Below are 14,854 nucleotides of genomic sequence, written 5' to 3' on the forward strand. Positions count from 1 at the left end.
GCTCATTGTCCGAGTAAAGGGTCTAGTCGGCCAATCAGATATGTTCATTGTCCGAGTAAGGGGTCTAGTCGGCCAATCAGTTATGCTCATTGTCCGAGCAAGGGGTCTAGTCGGCCAATCAAGCTTGTTCATTGTCCGAGCAATGGGTCTAGTCGGCCAATCAGATATGTTCATTGTCCGAGTAAGGGGTCTAGTCGGCCAATCAGTTATGCTCATTGTCCGACAAGCGCCCAACGCCACCCAAAAAACCGCAAAAAAGCGGAATCCCCATATATAATTCCGGGATTCCGCCTAATCAGTCAATATTATATTATTTTTTTAAGTGCGTGACGCCGTTAACGAATTCGATGCGGCCTTCTTTTAGTAAACCGCCGAGTGCGCGTTTGAACTGGCCTTTTGATAAGTTGAATGTTGCTTTAATGTCTTCAGGGGAACTCTTATCCGAGAATTCCATCATATCACCGTGCATCTGCATATATTCTACGATGCGTTCACCGTCGGTGCCTAAGCGTTTATAGGCTTTTTCTAAAAATGAGCCGTTGACTTCGCCTTTATCGTTTATACCGATGACGCGGAAGTCGACTTCCTGGCCGAGGCGCGGTTCCTGCTCGCGTTCGGTTTCGTGTACGAAGACTTTGTAGCCTTCTTCAGATAAAATAAAGGTGCCGACGCGCAGCAGACGGTAAGGACGCCCTTTCAGCCACTTGTTGCCGAGTGTTTCATAGTCTTCTTTTGTCAGCGGCTGGAATTTTTCATCGACTTCGGTTTCATTAATTAAGCGGCCGTACATTTGATCGTCAGCTTCGACGCGGACTGTCGCGTACACCATATCGTCGACCTGCGGCCAGACTTCTTTCATGCGCGGCAAGTCGATCCACGGAATTAAAATTTCGCGCGGAGAGCCGATGTCGAGATACGCACCGTCACGGTTGACCTCACTGACGCGGGCATAGCCGAATTTATTGGCGTTGATGCTCGGCAGATTCGGTGTCGCAAACAGTTCGCCCGAACGGTTTGGATAGATAAAAACCAGCACCTCTTCGTCGATATCGTAATCTTTATCGCCTTCGATTTCGGAACGGTTCATACGGATATACTTGTCGTCTTCTGTAACGAGCGTGTAAGTCGATCCTTCTTTTTTAATTACTTTTAAAAACTGTGTAGTACCTGAAAGTTTTGTCATATAGACTCCTCATTTAAATTGTTTCTATTGTGTATTTTTCGTTTATCAGTTAATGTTTAATATTGCGTATTTTTAATAGTAAGCACACGGATGAACAGATTAGCATATTTAAATAGTACCATATTTATGGTATTATTTCTTATGAATGTCCATATAAAAATGATTGTTTTAATATAAAGGAGAATGTACATGCTGCAAGTTAGCGACGTGAGTCTGAGATTTGGCGACAGAAAATTATTTGAAGATGTAAATATTAAATTTACACCCGGGAACTGCTACGGTTTAATCGGTGCAAATGGTGCCGGGAAATCTACATTTTTGAAAGTTTTAACTGGTGAAATGGATTCGGACGGACACGTAATTTTAGGACCGGACGAGCGCATGGCGTTTCTTCGCCAGGATCACTTCGGCTACGAAGATACTCGCGTACTCGACGTGGTGATGATGGGCCACGAGAAACTATGGTCAATTATGAACGAGAAAAATGAAATTTACATGAAACCCGATTTTTCTGATGAAGACGGCATCAGAGCGGCTGAGCTCGAAGGTGAATACGGCGAAATGGGCGGCTGGACAGCAGAAAGTGACGCTGAAACTCTCCTCCACGGCCTCGGTGTCACTCACGATTTAGTCGATAAAACGATGGGTGAAATCGATAATACAGCGAAAGTTAAAGTGCTCTTGGCACAAAGCCTCTTCGGCAACCCTGACGTCCTGCTGCTCGATGAGCCGACCAACGGTCTCGATATCGAAGCGGTGCAATGGCTGGAAGAATTTTTAATTAACTTTGAAAACACTGTGATTGTCGTATCCCACGACAGACACTTCTTGAACAACGTATGTACGCATATTGCGGATTTAGACTTCGGCAAAATCCAGCTGTACGTCGGCAACTACGACTTCTGGTATCAGTCAAGCCAAATGGCTCTGCAGATGTCTCAGGATCAAAATAAGAAAAAAGAAGAAAAGATTAAAGAGCTTAAGGACTTCGTTGCACGTTTTAGCGCCAACGCTTCTAAATCCAAGCAGGCGACGAGCCGTAAAAAAATGCTCGAAAAAATTGAACTCGATGATATTAAACCGTCATCCCGCCGCTACCCTTTCGTCGGCTTTACAGCGGAAAGAGAAATCGGCAACGAATTATTAACGGTTAAAAATTTATCGTATGCAATCGACGGCGAAACGGTACTCGATGATTTAACGTTTACTTTATCCCCCGACGATAAAATTATTTTAACCGGCGGATCTGAGCTGCAGCGCACGACTTTACTGCGCATTTTAGCGGGCGAAGTCACACCGGATTCCGGCAGCGTCAACTGGGGTGTGACGACTTCACAGAGCTACTTCCCTAAAGATAACTCTGACTACTTTGAAGGCGTTGATTTAAGCCTGGTTGAATGGCTGCGCCAGTACGCACCGCCTGAAGAACAGACGGAAACATTCCTCCGCGGCTTCTTAGGCAGAATGCTGTTCAGCGGTGAAGAAGCGAAGAAAAAAGCAAGTGTCTTATCCGGTGGAGAAAAAGTACGCGCCATGCTCAGCAAAATGATGCTGTCTCAAGCGAACGTACTCTTACTCGATGAACCGACAAACCACCTTGATTTAGAAAGTATTACAGCAGTAAACGACGGTCTGAAGAAATTTAAAGGTTCTATTATCTTTACTTCACATGACTTAGAGTTTATTAATACGATCTCAAACGCAGTGCTCGACATTAGCGATAACAAGGCGTTAGTTAAGGAAATTGGCTACGAAGATTACTTAAGAGAAAAAGGAATTATTAAGAACTAAGAATTATCTGTTTACTTTGAATCTTTTGTTATGTATAATGACAATCAACATCAAAAACTGAATAGTACGGATGAGGCGCATCGATCAATAGTACTCATATACTTAACTTCTGCGAAAGTGTATATGACGAAAGGGTGAGATGCCGAAATGGTCAGCAACGCAGCTGCGGGCCGTTGGATTCACAGGTTAAGAGCTATGGATTTGTCATTATTTGAAAGAATAATGGAGGGCATCGCTTGTATATAAAATTTTAAACAAGTCCGGTTGCCGGGCTTGTTTTTTTAATTTCTATTCAGAAAAAACTTCCAGGAGGCTGTATTATATGAAACTTGCAATCGTTGGTGCCACAGGTGTTGTCGGTACAAAGATGATCGAAATGGTCGAACAGTATGAAATCCCCTTTGATGAATTAGTCCTTTTTTCATCAAAGCGCTCAAGCGGCAAGAAATTAACGGTTAAGGGTGAGACTTATATTGTTCAGGAATTGACTGAAGAAAAAACGGCAGACGGATTTGATTACGTCATTATGAGTGCCGGCGGTTCGACGAGTGAAAAGTTCGCTCCCCTATTTGAACAGAGCGGCGCGATCGTTATCGACAACTCGAGCTTTTGGAGAATGCACGAAGATATTGATTTAATCGTACCGGAAATTAACGCACCGCTCTTTAAACGCAATATCATCGCTAACCCCAACTGCTCGACCATCCAGTCGGTCATTGCACTGCAGCCTTTATACGATACATTCGGTATTAAACGCGTCCACTATGCAACTTACCAGTCGGTATCCGGTTCTGGTGCCGGCGGCATCAGAGATCTTGAAGAAGGTGCCAAAGGGGCTGAGCCGACGACCTACCCGAAACCGATTTACAATAATGTGATTCCTCAAATCGATGTATTTTTAGACGACGGTTATACGAAGGAAGAAGTCAAAATGATCGATGAAACGAAGAAAATCTTAGGTGATGACTCGCTGCAGGTGACTGCAACATGCGTCAGAGTGCCTGTCATTTCAAGCCACAGCGTTCAGATAAACGTCACTTTAGCTCAGCCGGCATGTGAAGAAGAAGTGAGAGATGCCTTTAGAAATATTCCGCATATCGTACTCATGGATAATCCTGCCGAGGGCGTTTATCCGACACCGTACGAAGCGACTGATGAAAATGAAATTTACGTCGGCCGCATTAGAAAAGATCCGACTTTAGAAAATACATTCCACGTCTGGTGTGTCGGCGATAATATTCTTAAGGGCGCAGCACAAAATACAGTGCAGATTTTAAAATCATTAATTGATCACAAATAAGGAGAGATATATATGAGTCCGATTTTTGAAGGTATTGGCGTTGCTATGACCACCCCGTTTAAAGACAATCAGGTGGATTACGATGCATTCAGAAGACATATAGAATATTTAATTGACAACAATGCTCAGAGTTTAATTATTAACGGCACGACCGGCGAGTCCCCGACGCTGTCAGATGAAGAAATTAAAAATCTGCTGAAAACAGGTGTTGAAACGGTTGCAGGCCGCGTACCTGTCATTGCCGGCACCGGCACGAATTCCACTCAGAAATCGATCGATTTATCGATTTTTGCTGAAGAAACCGGTGCGGACGGCGTCATGCTGATTACCCCCTACTACAACAAGAGTAACCAGCGCGGTTTAATCGCCCACTTTACGGCGATTGCCGATCAGATTAATATTCCTGTTATTTTATATAACGTGCCGGGACGCACGGGCATGTCGATCGAAGCTGAAACGGTGCTCGAACTCAGTCATCATAAAAATATCGTTGCTCTAAAAGATGCAGTCGGTGATTTAAACTACACGATCAATGTTTTAAACCTTGTTGATTCTGAATTTTCACTATACAGCGGCAACGACGATAATTTGCCGGACTTTACGGCGCTCGGCGGCAAAGGCTTAATTTCAGTCGTCGGCAATGTCATTCCGGGTGAAATGCAAGATATCTATGAAGGGATGAAAGCTGGCGACCAGACAGCAAGAAGCCGTTTTAATACGCTTATGCCCGTCATTAATGCAGTCCAAATCGACGTTAACCCGATTCCGGTTAAAGCCTTAACAGCTGAACTCGGCTTCGGTGAATATGCACTCCGCCTGCCGCTCTTGCCTTTAGAAGAAGAAGTGCGCCAGCCTATCGTCGATACATTCAATGCCTTTAGAAAAGGTGTGAGAGTATGAGAATACTCTTAATCGGATACGGCACCATGAATAAAATTGTGGCGGATTTAGCAGTTGAAGCCGGCCACGAGATTGCGGGTGTGATATCCTCAAGTCAGACGGATTATACTGCTTTTGAATCAATCGATGAAGCCAAGGCAGACGTGGCCATTGATTTTTCCAATCCGGAGCGTATATTACCGCTGATTAAACAGCCCTTCACTACGCCTCTGGTCGTGGCAACAACTGGACAAAAGGAAGAAATCGTCGCTGAACTTCAGGCACGTTCTAAAGCGGCACCGGTCTTTTTCAGTGCCAATATGAGCTACGGGGTGCATGTGTTAAATCAGCTGCTGCAGTCAGCGCTGGAACAGCTTGGCGATTACGATCTTGAACTGATCGAGCGCCATCACAATAAGAAGGTCGATGCCCCGAGCGGCACCCTGGTTAAACTGCTTGATACGGCACTCGATGCCCGACAAGGCAGCTATCCGGTCTACGACCGTTCTTCAGTATCACAGCCCCGCTCAGTTGACGAAATTGGTGTCAGTGCGATTCGCGGCGGGACGATTGTCGGCCAGCACGATGCGATATTTGCCGGCCACGACGAAGTCATTGAATTAAAACATATCGCACAGTCTAAAGATATATTTGCCAATGGCGCGATTAAAGCAGCGGAAAGCTTAATTAATAAAAGTAACGGATTTTACGACTATAACAACATATTCTAAGGAGATTTTACACGATGGAAAAATTTACAGCAGAAGAGATCATTCAGTACATTTCAGATGCGGAGAAAGCAACACCGCTAAAAATATATATTAACGGCAGCTTTGAAGACGTTGAGTTTAACCCATCATTTAAAGTATTCGGAACAGCGGATTCTAAAACTATTTTTGCAGATGCACGCGACTGGGAGAAGTTTTATCCCTCAATAGAAGATAAAGTAACGGATATCGTCGTTGAACAGGACCGCCGCAACTCAGCGATTCCTTTAATGGATTTAACGAATACTAAGGCGCGTATTGAACCGGGTGCATTTATTCGTGAACACGCAGTCATCGGTGACGGCGCGGTCGTTATGATGGGCGCGTCAATTAATATCGGTGCGATTGTCGGCGAAGGGACCATGATCGACATGAACGCAGTTTTAGGCGGGCGTGCAACGACTGGTAAAAACGTTCACGTCGGTGCAGGTGCTGTCTTAGCGGGTGTAATTGAACCGCCAAGTGCCTCCCCTGTCGTTATTGAAGATGACGTATTAATCGGTGCCAACGCTGTGATTTTAGAAGGCGTGACTGTCGGCCAAGGTGCGATTGTTGCTGCTGGTGCCATTGTTACAGAAGATGTTCCAGCAGGTGCAGTCGTTGCAGGGACACCGGCACGTGTCATTAAACAAGCGAGCGATGTGACCGGTTCTAAAAAAGAAATTGTCCAGGCACTGAGAAAGCTGAACGATTAACATGTCTGTCTATGACGAAGAACTTGAATTTGTCACAGCGCACCGGAGACATTTGCACCAGCATCCGGAATTGAGTTTAAAAGAATACAAGACGACTGAATATATAAAATCTGTCTTAACAGATTTAAATATTAACCATTATCAAATTTTAGATACCGGTGTGATCGGTGTGCTGGAAGGCAGCAGCGAAATAACGCTGGGCTTTAGAGCAGATATCGATGCCCTGCCGGTGCAAGAGCAAAATGACGTCCCTTATAAAAGTGCTGCAGACAATGTCATGCATGCGTGCGGCCACGACGGGCATACGACTGCCCTCCTCTTATTCGCTAAACGCCTTAAGGGGCTTCAAGATCAGGGCCAGTTAAAACATAACTGTGTCTTAATCTTCCAGCCGTCAGAGGAATCCAATGCCGGAGCGAATTTAATGATTAACGCCTGGCAGACGCGTCCGGACTTCGATGCCATTTTCGGTGTGCATTTAATGCCGGATGAAGATGAAGGACTCGTGCTGTATAAAAACGATGAACTGACAGCCAGCGCCACTGAATTTCACTTTAGAGTAAAAGGTGCCAGCGCCCATGTGGCTCAAAAGCATCAGGGAATTTCAGCGCTCGAGGCTATTTTAAAAATCGCCGCAGAAGTCGGCAATATTCAGCAGTTTCATTTAGACGGCCTCAACCGCAATATTATTCATATGGGGCAAATCAGTTCGGGTGAAGCGGTGAATACAGTGCCTGCCAATGCATCGCTCAGCGGCACGATTCGCACTTACCAGGCAGCAGATCTTGCTGTCATTAAAACGCAGCTGACTAAAATTAAAGAGGCAGCGGAATTATTGTACGGCGTAACGGTTGAATTATATTATACTGAGGGCTATCCGGCAGTGAATAATGACGCGGACTTAAAAGCGCCGGTTGAACAGTCAATCAGTGCAGCAGGACTGTCCGGTATAGAAAAAGATAAGCCGTATTTATTCGGCGAAGATTTTAGTTTTTATAATAATATTGGTAAAACGTATTTTGTCTTTGTAGGCTGCCGCAACCTTGAAAAAGGATTTGCATCGAGTCTCCATACCGATACGTTTAACTTTGATGAGCGCGTGCTGATCAAAGTCGCAGATTATTATCAGGCACTTTTAAACAATTACTAATAGCAGGGAGACATAGCCATGGGCGGTACTTTTCAAATCGATGAAGCGCAGTTTATTAAACAGGCAAAGCAGTTTCAGCTGCCGAATCAAACGATCGCGGTCGTTAAAAATAATGCATACAACTACGGACTGGAATTTGCAGTGAAAGCATTCGCAATTTCCGGCATCCGGGCTTTCGCCACGACATCTATGGATGATGCGGTGAAAATCCGGCAAATGTGCGGTGAACATGCCGACATTATTTTAATGAATCCGACGGCAGACTTTAAACGGGCGCGCATGTTTAATCTGCATATCACCCTGCCCTCTGCTGCTTATTACGATACATATAAGCACGAACTGGCCGGCTTAAATCTGCATATAGAATATGCCGGTCTCTTTAACCGTTCGGGTTTGACTGACATCAGCGAGCTTGAGTATATTTTAAACGATATGAAGCAATTAGATCTCGACTTAAGCTTTACCGGTCTGTGGACTCATTTCGGCTATGCCGACGAATTTGACGGTATCTATGAAGAAGAAAGCGCTTTGTGGCAGCAGTTTGTTAAAGACGTGAAGGCATTAGGAGTGTCGCCTGCTATGATCCACGCTCAGAACAGCGCAAGCTATGTCAGAGACGGCTTGTTTGATGATCATAGCCACGTCCGTCTCGGTATCGGTCTATACGGCTCAAAACCGTTTAATCATTTAGACGATAAAGATTTTATCCAGCCGTCGGTTTTATCAGCACCGATTATTCAGTTCAGAGATTTAAAAGAAGGTATGGCACTCGGCTACGGTGCAGCATTTAAAGCCTATGCAGACTGCCGTGTGGCAATTGTTGATATCGGCTACGGCGACGGCGTACTTCGTGCACGAGCCGGTTATGAATGTGAAATCGGCGGACAAACGTATCCGATCGTCGCTTTAATGATGAGTCATATGGCTGTGCTGGTCGATGATGACGTCACAGCGGATATGGATGTTTATCTGTATAACAGCCGGCTGCGCATCGATAAATTTACCGAGCTCGGTGTCGGTGCAAACTCAGAACAGCTGGGAGCTTTAAATTATCAATCACTAGGGAGAGAATTTATATATGACGTTTAATTATTCAGCGGGAGAACTTCAAATCAGAGGACATAAAATTAGTGATATTGCGAAAGAATACGGCACGCCGGTTATCATATACGATGAGTTGTATATGACAGGCATGATGAAGAAATATCACAATATATTAAACAGTCATAACCTTTCCTACTCCGTATCCTATGCGTCTAAAGCCTTCAGCAGTATACAGATGATCAAACTGCTGGATGCTGAAAATATGGAGCTGGATGTCGTCTCGATCGGTGAATTATACACGGCTTTAACAGCCGGATTCCCGGTTGAGGATATTCATTTTCACGGCAATAACAAGACACCTCATGAAATCGAGTACGCTCTGGATTCCGGTGTGCGCTTCTTTATCATAGACGGTTTGGATGAAATCGGTCTGATTGACAGTTTAGCTGGTGATTTGGCGCCGGATGATTTAGTCAAGGTGCTGATCCGCATTAACCCGAGCGTTGAAGTGAATACACACGATTATATTTCGACCGGACAGGAAGACAGCAAGTTTGGTCTGTCGCTGTCAAACGGTGCGGCTAAAATAGCAATTGATTTGATTGATAAGAGTACGCATCTTGATTTTAAGGGCATCCATTATCATATAGGCTCTCAGCTCGATGACAGCACGCCGTTTGTTAACGCCATTACTAACGTTTACGCCTGGCTCGACGAACATGATATAAGTATAGAAATATTGAACATGGGCGGCGGATTTGGCGTCAAATATGTCGACGGTGATGTGAGATTCCCGATTGAGTCAGGCTTTGACCGGATCATCGGTCATTTGAAGGCAGTCGCTGCTGAATCCGGCCGCGGCATGCCGCACATTATGATTGAACCCGGCCGTTCGATTGCCGCTGAGGCAGCCATTACCGTATATGAAGTCGGTACCATTAAAAATATACCGGGCGTGCGTAAATACGTCTCGATTGACGGCGGTATGAGCGATCACATCCGTACTCCTTTATACGGAGCAGAATACGACGTGCTGCCGGTGCGTGAAGCTGCAGGAGACCGTGCGGCAGTGAATGTCGTCGGCAAACTATGCGAATCCGGCGACATTATCGGACAAGGTAAAAAGCTTCCGGCCGATTTAAAGCGCGGGGACCTGCTGGCAGTGCGGACAACCGGCGCCTACCACTACTCCATGGCCTCGAACTACAACCAGATGCAAAAACCAGCGGTAGTCTTTGTCGGAGAAAGTCATGTGCGTCAAGTCATTAAGCGCCAGACACTGGAACAGCTGATTGAAAACGACGTAATGTAAGCTATATAAGGACGCACCGGCATTTTGGATGCCGGTGCATTTTTTGTGTGGGTGTTTTTTGATTCAGTCGGCCAATGAGCGCGTTTGATTGTCCGACTAGGGCCCTTACTCGGCCAATGAGCGCGTTTGATTGTCCGACTAGGGCCCTTACTCGGCCAATGAGCGCGTTTGATTGTCCGACTAGGGCCCCTTACTCGGCCAATGAGCGCGTTTGATTGTCCGACTAGAGTCCTTACATGGCCAATGAGCGCGTTTGATTGTCTGACTAGAGCCCTTACATGGCCAATGAGCGCGTTTGATTGTCTGACTGGAGCCCTTACTCGGCCAATGAGACAGTCACATCGACCTGACAATAGATCCACTTTAGTCTATTTTAATAAACTGCTGAGTAAACACCTTAGATCCGCCGCACTTACTCTAAATTCCCATAAAAAAACAAGCACCCGGAGTCTATCCGGGTGCTTGTTTAGTAGTTACAAATTATTCTAATGAATCAATTTATAATTATAGTTTAGCAACGTTTGCAGCTTGTGGACCGCGGTCGCCTTCAACTACTTCAAATTCTACTGCTTGGCCTTCTTCAAGTGATTTGTAGCCTTCTTGGTTAATTGCTGAGAAGTGTACGAATACATCGTTTTCTCCTTCAATTTCGATGAAGCCAAATCCTTTTTCTGCGTTGAACCATTTCACTGTACCTTGTTTCATTAATAAAATCCTCCAAAAGACGTAAATTATCAATAAGAAGAACTTACTGATGATTCATATTATACAATATACTTTGTTATTTTGCAAATCGATTTCCAACAATTGTGTGTCTTTTTCAAAATTAATTATACAATTCATTATTTTCCGTCATTATCGGCGTGTAGTATATTTGGACGTCTTCATCACAGTCTTCGCAAAACTCGATTTCGCATGCGTTAAAGAATGCGTGCATGCCATATTTTCCTGTGACATAGCTATTGTAGTCTTCTTTCATCTGCTTGATTATTGATTCGTAGCCGGATATCATGTCTTCTTTTGCTTTAAACGGATGCCTTTTTATTATGTCTTCCTGCCAGCCTTCAAACAGCCACCAGCCTTCATAATCTGCTTTAACGATCACGACTTCATACATGTTTAAAACTCCATTTCATAGCCGATATTATTAATCATTATAAACGCGTATAATTAGCATTATCAAGCATAACGCTTTATAATTGTAAGAAATAGCCTCATATATATTAAGGAGTTTTGAACGATGAAGAGAAATTTTTCTCATTTCATTGCTTCCGTGATTGCCGTTCCGGCAGGTCTGGTTGTCTGGCTTTTATCGTCTAATGTATTGGATATTCATATGTTCTTAGACGTAGTCGCCGGTATCGGCGGATTTGGGGTATCCTACCTCCCCGCCCAGCGCATTTCACATAATAAGCATTTAGAGAAACTAAAACTGACGAACAGTGAATATAAGTATATAAAAGAACAGCTTGCTCAGGCGAAAGAGCACACAAATCGTTTGCGTTCCAGCTATATGAATATCAGATCGCTGAAAGATGCGAAAATGGTATTCGATATTAACAGGATCGTTAAAACGATTATTTCATCTGTAGAAGATGATCCGAGACAGTTTTACAGCGTTCAGCAGTTTTTCCACTCCAATCTGGAGACGGCAGTCAATACAATTGAAAAGTATTTATATTTGTACAAGATGCCGGGGAAATCTAAAAATGAACGCATTCAGCTGCATGAGACGCGTCTGTCAATGTTAGAATTGAAACGTACGCTGCAGTCCAACTTGTCTCATATGAATCAGAGCAGCTACCAGGATTTAAATGTCGAACGCGACTTGATTAAGATGAATGCAACACGTGCTAAAAAACGCCAGGCAGTGCTCGATAACAAGCTCGGTAAACAAAAAATCAATTTGAAGCGAAATGAAAAATCAAAAGTAAAAGAAAAATTACATCGGGGTGAATAGAATGACTGAAGATAAAAATATTAAAGATGAATTATTGATGGATCCATTTAAACAGGCAGATGATAGTGATGACAGTCTTGTACTGGAGCCTGAGAAAGCAGCTGCTGCCAGCCGTCCGGCTGACAGTGAAATGCTGACGACGTATAAGGAACAGTTCAGCGAGGCGGATCTTAAGTCCATTCGGGAAATTAAAGACAAAATTGAACCGCTGGATAATGATGCGCTGATTACTTACGGTGCCAATGCCCAGCAGGCTATGTCGAAGTTTTCTCATCAGATGCTGAATGAAGTTCAGTCTAAAGATGTGGGACCTATTGGTGAAACTTTAGAAGAATTAATGAAGAAATTGAAAGAAATCGATCCAGATGAACTGACCAACGAGAAAAAAGGCGTCTTTAAACGCCTCTTTGGCCGCGTAAAACGTTCAGTGAACGAAATGATATCAAAACATCAGAGTATCGCTTCACAGGTCGACAGAATATCTATCCAGCTGGAACATGCTAAAGAGGTGCTGGTTAAAGATGTGAACATGCTGGACGGCTTATATAACCAAAACAAAGATTATTTTGATGCGATTAATATTTATATCGCTGCAGCAGATCTTAAAAAAGAGGAACTTGAAAATGAGACCCTCCCCCGCCTGAAAGCGAAAGCTGAAGCATCGAATAACCAAATGGACGTGCAGGACGTCAACGACATGATGCAGTACATCAACCGTCTTGAAAAACGCGTGCACGATTTAAAACTGTCGAGACAAATTACCCTGCAGTCTGCACCGCAGATTCGCATGATCCAAAATATTAACCAGACTTTAGCAGAAAAAATTCAAAGTTCAATTTTAACGAGTATTCCATTATGGAAAAACCAGATGGCGATTGCACTGACCCTGCTCCGTCAGGAATCAGCGTCTAAAGCCCAGCAGGAAGTAACGAATACGACGAATGATCTGTTGACTAAAAACAGTGAAATGCTGAAACAGAACTCTCTCAGAACAGCTACTGAAAATGAGCGCGGCATCGTCGATATTGAAACGCTGAAAACAACTCAGGAGAACCTGGTGACGACGATCGAGGAAACACTCAGAATTCAATCAGAAGGCACTCAAAAACGTAAATCTGCTGAAGCTGAACTCGTGACTATGGAAAAAGAACTGAAGGAACGACTGCTCCAGCTTAAAGATAAACACCGCTATTAATTATAAACTTTATAGACAAAAAAGCACTTCTCCGTTTGGAGAAGTGCTTTTTTCGTAACTCGAGCGAAAGCTCATTCACAAATATTTTAGTCCTACACTGTCATTCAAACAACTTTGACTGACAGTGTGAACCAAATCCCAGCTCAAAATTAGGGTTCCTCAGATACTTTTTATCTTAAGAGTACTCTACTCTCGGTTTCTTCAAGCCGATTAAGTAGCCGACAATGTAACCGACAATCATTAATGGAATCCATTCAAAACTGTTAGCGAACAATGGCAGTGATTCGAGCCAGCTCATTTCGACCCAGCCGTTTCTGTGTACAACGGATATGATCGATAATATTGAAACGAGAATAACCGGAATTTGCAGACTGAGTCTTGGTGACGGTAAGAAGTACGTCAATATTAAGAGCAGTACTGTCGTCATAGCGACCGGATAAATAATCGACAGAATCGGTACGCTTGTTGCGATAACCTGGTTCAGACCCTGGTTTGCAAGTCCGAATGAAATCAGTACGAACAGAACCACCCATACTTTATAAGGGATTTTAGGAATGATGCTGTTAAAGTATTCAGATACAGATACGATTAAGCCAGTTCCTGTTGTTACACATGCGAATAATACGATCGCACCGAGTAAAATCGGTCCAAAGACGCCGAATACATCATTACTCATAAATGTTAAGAGGAAGGTACCCAGGTTCTGATCATCGACAGCTGTACCGCCGAGATCAACTCTGTTTGCCAGCCAGCCGAGTGAAATGTAAATAGCAGCTAAGAGGATAGCAGCAAGAATTGCTGATTTTATCGTACCGATCAGTAACTCTTTACGGTTTGTAATACCAAGCTGACGTATCGAGTTCAGCACGAGTACACTGAAGGCAATTGCTGCAATGGCATCCATCGTTAAGTAACCTTCAGTAAAGCCTGTTGTAAATGCTGCTGATCCTTCAAATGTTTCAGCGGCAGGAACCACTGGATTATTGAAGTATGTATAGCCTGCAACGACGATCAGCAGTACAATTCCTATCAAGAGTAGCGGTGTTAGTATTTGTCCGATACTGTTCACGAGTGTGCCTGGTTTTAGACTTAATAATAAAACGACGATAAAATAAACTAATGAGAAAATAAGCAGCCACATCGCTGAATTACTTTCTAAAAATGGCACGACTGACATTTCATAAGCTGTTGTTGCTGTTCTTGGTATTGCGAAAAACGGTCCAATTGTTAAATAAATCGCAATTAGGAAAATTACTGCAAAGGCCGGGTGAATATTTTTTAGTGATTCTTTATACCCGCCTTTAGAAATCGATCCGACGACAACTCCCAGTAAAGGAAGTCCGACGCCTGTCAGGACGAAAGCAAGAATTGCTGTCCAGAAAAATTCTCCGCTTGAAAAGCCGAGTGCCGGTGGGAAGATTAAGTTACCTGCTCCGAAGAACATGGCAAATAATGTAAAACCGACCATTATGACTTGTTTTGTACTCATGGTAATCGCCTCTTCTGTAAATAATTAGTATGTCATAATTCTACAACACAACTATAAATAAATCTATAAATTTTTGAAATTATCTGACT

General features: G+C 43.7%; 14 protein-coding genes and 1 riboswitch. Of the genes, 10 read left to right on the forward strand and 4 right to left on the reverse strand.

What is annotated here, in order from left to right:
* Positions 1-310: 310 nt before the first annotated feature.
* Complete coding sequence (locus IEU81_RS01775; protein ID WP_092594787.1) at positions 311-1,183, reverse strand: CvfB family protein; 873 nt, start codon at positions 1,181-1,183, stop codon at positions 311-313.
* 189 nt (positions 1,184-1,372) lie between these two features.
* Between IEU81_RS01775 and IEU81_RS01780 the strand changes: the two genes are divergently transcribed.
* The 8 genes from IEU81_RS01780 to lysA all read left to right on the forward strand — a co-directional run bounded on the left by IEU81_RS01780 (position 1,373) and on the right by lysA (position 10,121).
* Positions 1,373-2,974, forward strand: a complete 1,602-nt coding sequence (locus tag IEU81_RS01780; protein WP_092594785.1) for an ABC-F family ATP-binding cassette domain-containing protein — start codon at positions 1,373-1,375, stop codon at positions 2,972-2,974.
* Between the two features lie 62 nt (positions 2,975-3,036).
* A riboswitch (Lysine riboswitch) is annotated at positions 3,037-3,215 on the forward strand.
* A gap of 81 nt (positions 3,216-3,296) precedes the next feature.
* Entirely contained in the window at positions 3,297-4,274 is a 978-nt protein-coding gene (locus tag IEU81_RS01785) for an aspartate-semialdehyde dehydrogenase (RefSeq protein WP_092594783.1), read from the forward strand.
* A 12-nt stretch (positions 4,275-4,286) separates the two neighbouring features.
* Positions 4,287-5,174 carry a 4-hydroxy-tetrahydrodipicolinate synthase gene (gene dapA, locus IEU81_RS01790; RefSeq protein ID WP_092594781.1) on the forward strand — a complete coding sequence of 296 codons (888 nt, stop codon included), beginning with the start codon at positions 4,287-4,289 and terminating at the stop codon, positions 5,172-5,174.
* Complete coding sequence (dapB, locus tag IEU81_RS01795; protein WP_092594779.1) at positions 5,171-5,884, forward strand: 4-hydroxy-tetrahydrodipicolinate reductase; 714 nt, start codon at positions 5,171-5,173, stop codon at positions 5,882-5,884. The genes dapA and dapB overlap by 4 nt, the downstream gene beginning before the upstream one ends.
* Before the next feature lie 14 nt (positions 5,885-5,898).
* Positions 5,899-6,615: a 2,3,4,5-tetrahydropyridine-2,6-dicarboxylate N-acetyltransferase gene (gene dapD, locus IEU81_RS01800; RefSeq protein WP_186090035.1), complete on the forward strand. Its 717-nt coding sequence runs from the start codon at positions 5,899-5,901 to the stop codon at positions 6,613-6,615.
* A gap of 1 nt (position 6,616) precedes the next feature.
* Positions 6,617-7,765, forward strand: a complete 1,149-nt coding sequence (locus tag IEU81_RS01805; protein WP_186090037.1) for a M20 metallopeptidase family protein — start codon at positions 6,617-6,619, stop codon at positions 7,763-7,765.
* A gap of 18 nt (positions 7,766-7,783) precedes the next feature.
* Complete coding sequence (locus tag IEU81_RS01810; RefSeq protein ID WP_186090039.1) at positions 7,784-8,854, forward strand: alanine racemase; 1,071 nt, start codon at positions 7,784-7,786, stop codon at positions 8,852-8,854.
* A complete protein-coding gene (gene lysA / locus IEU81_RS01815) occupies positions 8,844-10,121 on the forward strand; it encodes a diaminopimelate decarboxylase (RefSeq protein ID WP_186090040.1) in 1,278 nt (425 codons plus the stop codon). Before IEU81_RS01810 ends, lysA begins: the two co-directional genes overlap by 11 nt.
* A gap of 504 nt (positions 10,122-10,625) precedes the next feature.
* Here lysA and cspA read toward each other — a convergent pair.
* Positions 10,626-10,826 (reverse strand): cold shock protein CspA, encoded by a 201-nt coding sequence (gene cspA, locus IEU81_RS01820; protein ID WP_026859816.1) that lies wholly within the window; start codon positions 10,824-10,826, stop codon positions 10,626-10,628.
* Positions 10,827-10,947: 121 nt separating this feature from the next.
* The gene (locus IEU81_RS01825; protein WP_092594769.1) at positions 10,948-11,238 is read right to left on the reverse strand and encodes a DUF1033 family protein; all 291 of its coding nucleotides are present in this window, start codon (positions 11,236-11,238) and stop codon (positions 10,948-10,950) included.
* Between the two features lie 123 nt (positions 11,239-11,361).
* On the opposite strand from IEU81_RS01825, the gene IEU81_RS01830 reads away from it, so the two are divergent.
* Entirely contained in the window at positions 11,362-12,081 is a 720-nt protein-coding gene (locus IEU81_RS01830; RefSeq protein ID WP_186090042.1) for a 5-bromo-4-chloroindolyl phosphate hydrolysis family protein, read from the forward strand.
* A 130-nt stretch (positions 12,082-12,211) separates the two neighbouring features.
* Entirely contained in the window at positions 12,212-13,276 is a 1,065-nt protein-coding gene (locus tag IEU81_RS01835) for a toxic anion resistance protein (protein WP_373867774.1), read from the forward strand.
* A 175-nt stretch (positions 13,277-13,451) separates the two neighbouring features.
* On the opposite strand, the gene brnQ is transcribed toward IEU81_RS01835, so the two are convergent.
* Positions 13,452-14,765: a branched-chain amino acid transport system II carrier protein gene (brnQ, locus tag IEU81_RS01840; RefSeq protein WP_092594763.1), complete on the reverse strand. Its 1,314-nt coding sequence runs from the start codon at positions 14,763-14,765 to the stop codon at positions 13,452-13,454.
* Positions 14,766-14,854 lie beyond the last annotated feature (89 nt).

Origin of the sequence: Jeotgalicoccus aerolatus (assembly GCF_014635205.1) — a bacterium.
GTDB lineage: Bacteria > Bacillota > Bacilli > Staphylococcales > Salinicoccaceae > Jeotgalicoccus > Jeotgalicoccus aerolatus.

What these genes read in the sequence shown, in the direction of transcription:
- IEU81_RS01835 (WP_373867774.1), top strand. Translation starts at nt 12,212, where the DNA reads ATGCTGACGACGTATAAGGAACAGTTCAGCGAGGCGGATCTTAAGTCC.
- lysA (WP_186090040.1), top strand. Translation starts at nt 8,844, where the DNA reads ATGACGTTTAATTATTCAGCGGGAGAACTTCAAATCAGAGGACATAAA.
- cspA (WP_026859816.1), bottom strand. Translation starts at nt 10,826, where the DNA reads ATGAAACAAGGTACAGTGAAATGGTTCAACGCAGAAAAAGGATTTGGC.
- IEU81_RS01785 (WP_092594783.1), top strand. Translation starts at nt 3,297, where the DNA reads ATGAAACTTGCAATCGTTGGTGCCACAGGTGTTGTCGGTACAAAGATG.
- dapB (WP_092594779.1), top strand. Translation starts at nt 5,171, where the DNA reads ATGAGAATACTCTTAATCGGATACGGCACCATGAATAAAATTGTGGCG.
- IEU81_RS01805 (WP_186090037.1), top strand. Translation starts at nt 6,617, where the DNA reads ATGTCTGTCTATGACGAAGAACTTGAATTTGTCACAGCGCACCGGAGA.
- IEU81_RS01810 (WP_186090039.1), top strand. Translation starts at nt 7,784, where the DNA reads ATGGGCGGTACTTTTCAAATCGATGAAGCGCAGTTTATTAAACAGGCA.
- IEU81_RS01780 (WP_092594785.1), top strand. Translation starts at nt 1,373, where the DNA reads ATGCTGCAAGTTAGCGACGTGAGTCTGAGATTTGGCGACAGAAAATTA.
- dapA (WP_092594781.1), top strand. Translation starts at nt 4,287, where the DNA reads ATGAGTCCGATTTTTGAAGGTATTGGCGTTGCTATGACCACCCCGTTT.
- IEU81_RS01775 (WP_092594787.1), bottom strand. Translation starts at nt 1,183, where the DNA reads ATGACAAAACTTTCAGGTACTACACAGTTTTTAAAAGTAATTAAAAAA.
- IEU81_RS01825 (WP_092594769.1), bottom strand. Translation starts at nt 11,238, where the DNA reads ATGTATGAAGTCGTGATCGTTAAAGCAGATTATGAAGGCTGGTGGCTG.
- brnQ (WP_092594763.1), bottom strand. Translation starts at nt 14,765, where the DNA reads ATGAGTACAAAACAAGTCATAATGGTCGGTTTTACATTATTTGCCATG.
- IEU81_RS01830 (WP_186090042.1), top strand. Translation starts at nt 11,362, where the DNA reads ATGAAGAGAAATTTTTCTCATTTCATTGCTTCCGTGATTGCCGTTCCG.
- dapD (WP_186090035.1), top strand. Translation starts at nt 5,899, where the DNA reads ATGGAAAAATTTACAGCAGAAGAGATCATTCAGTACATTTCAGATGCG.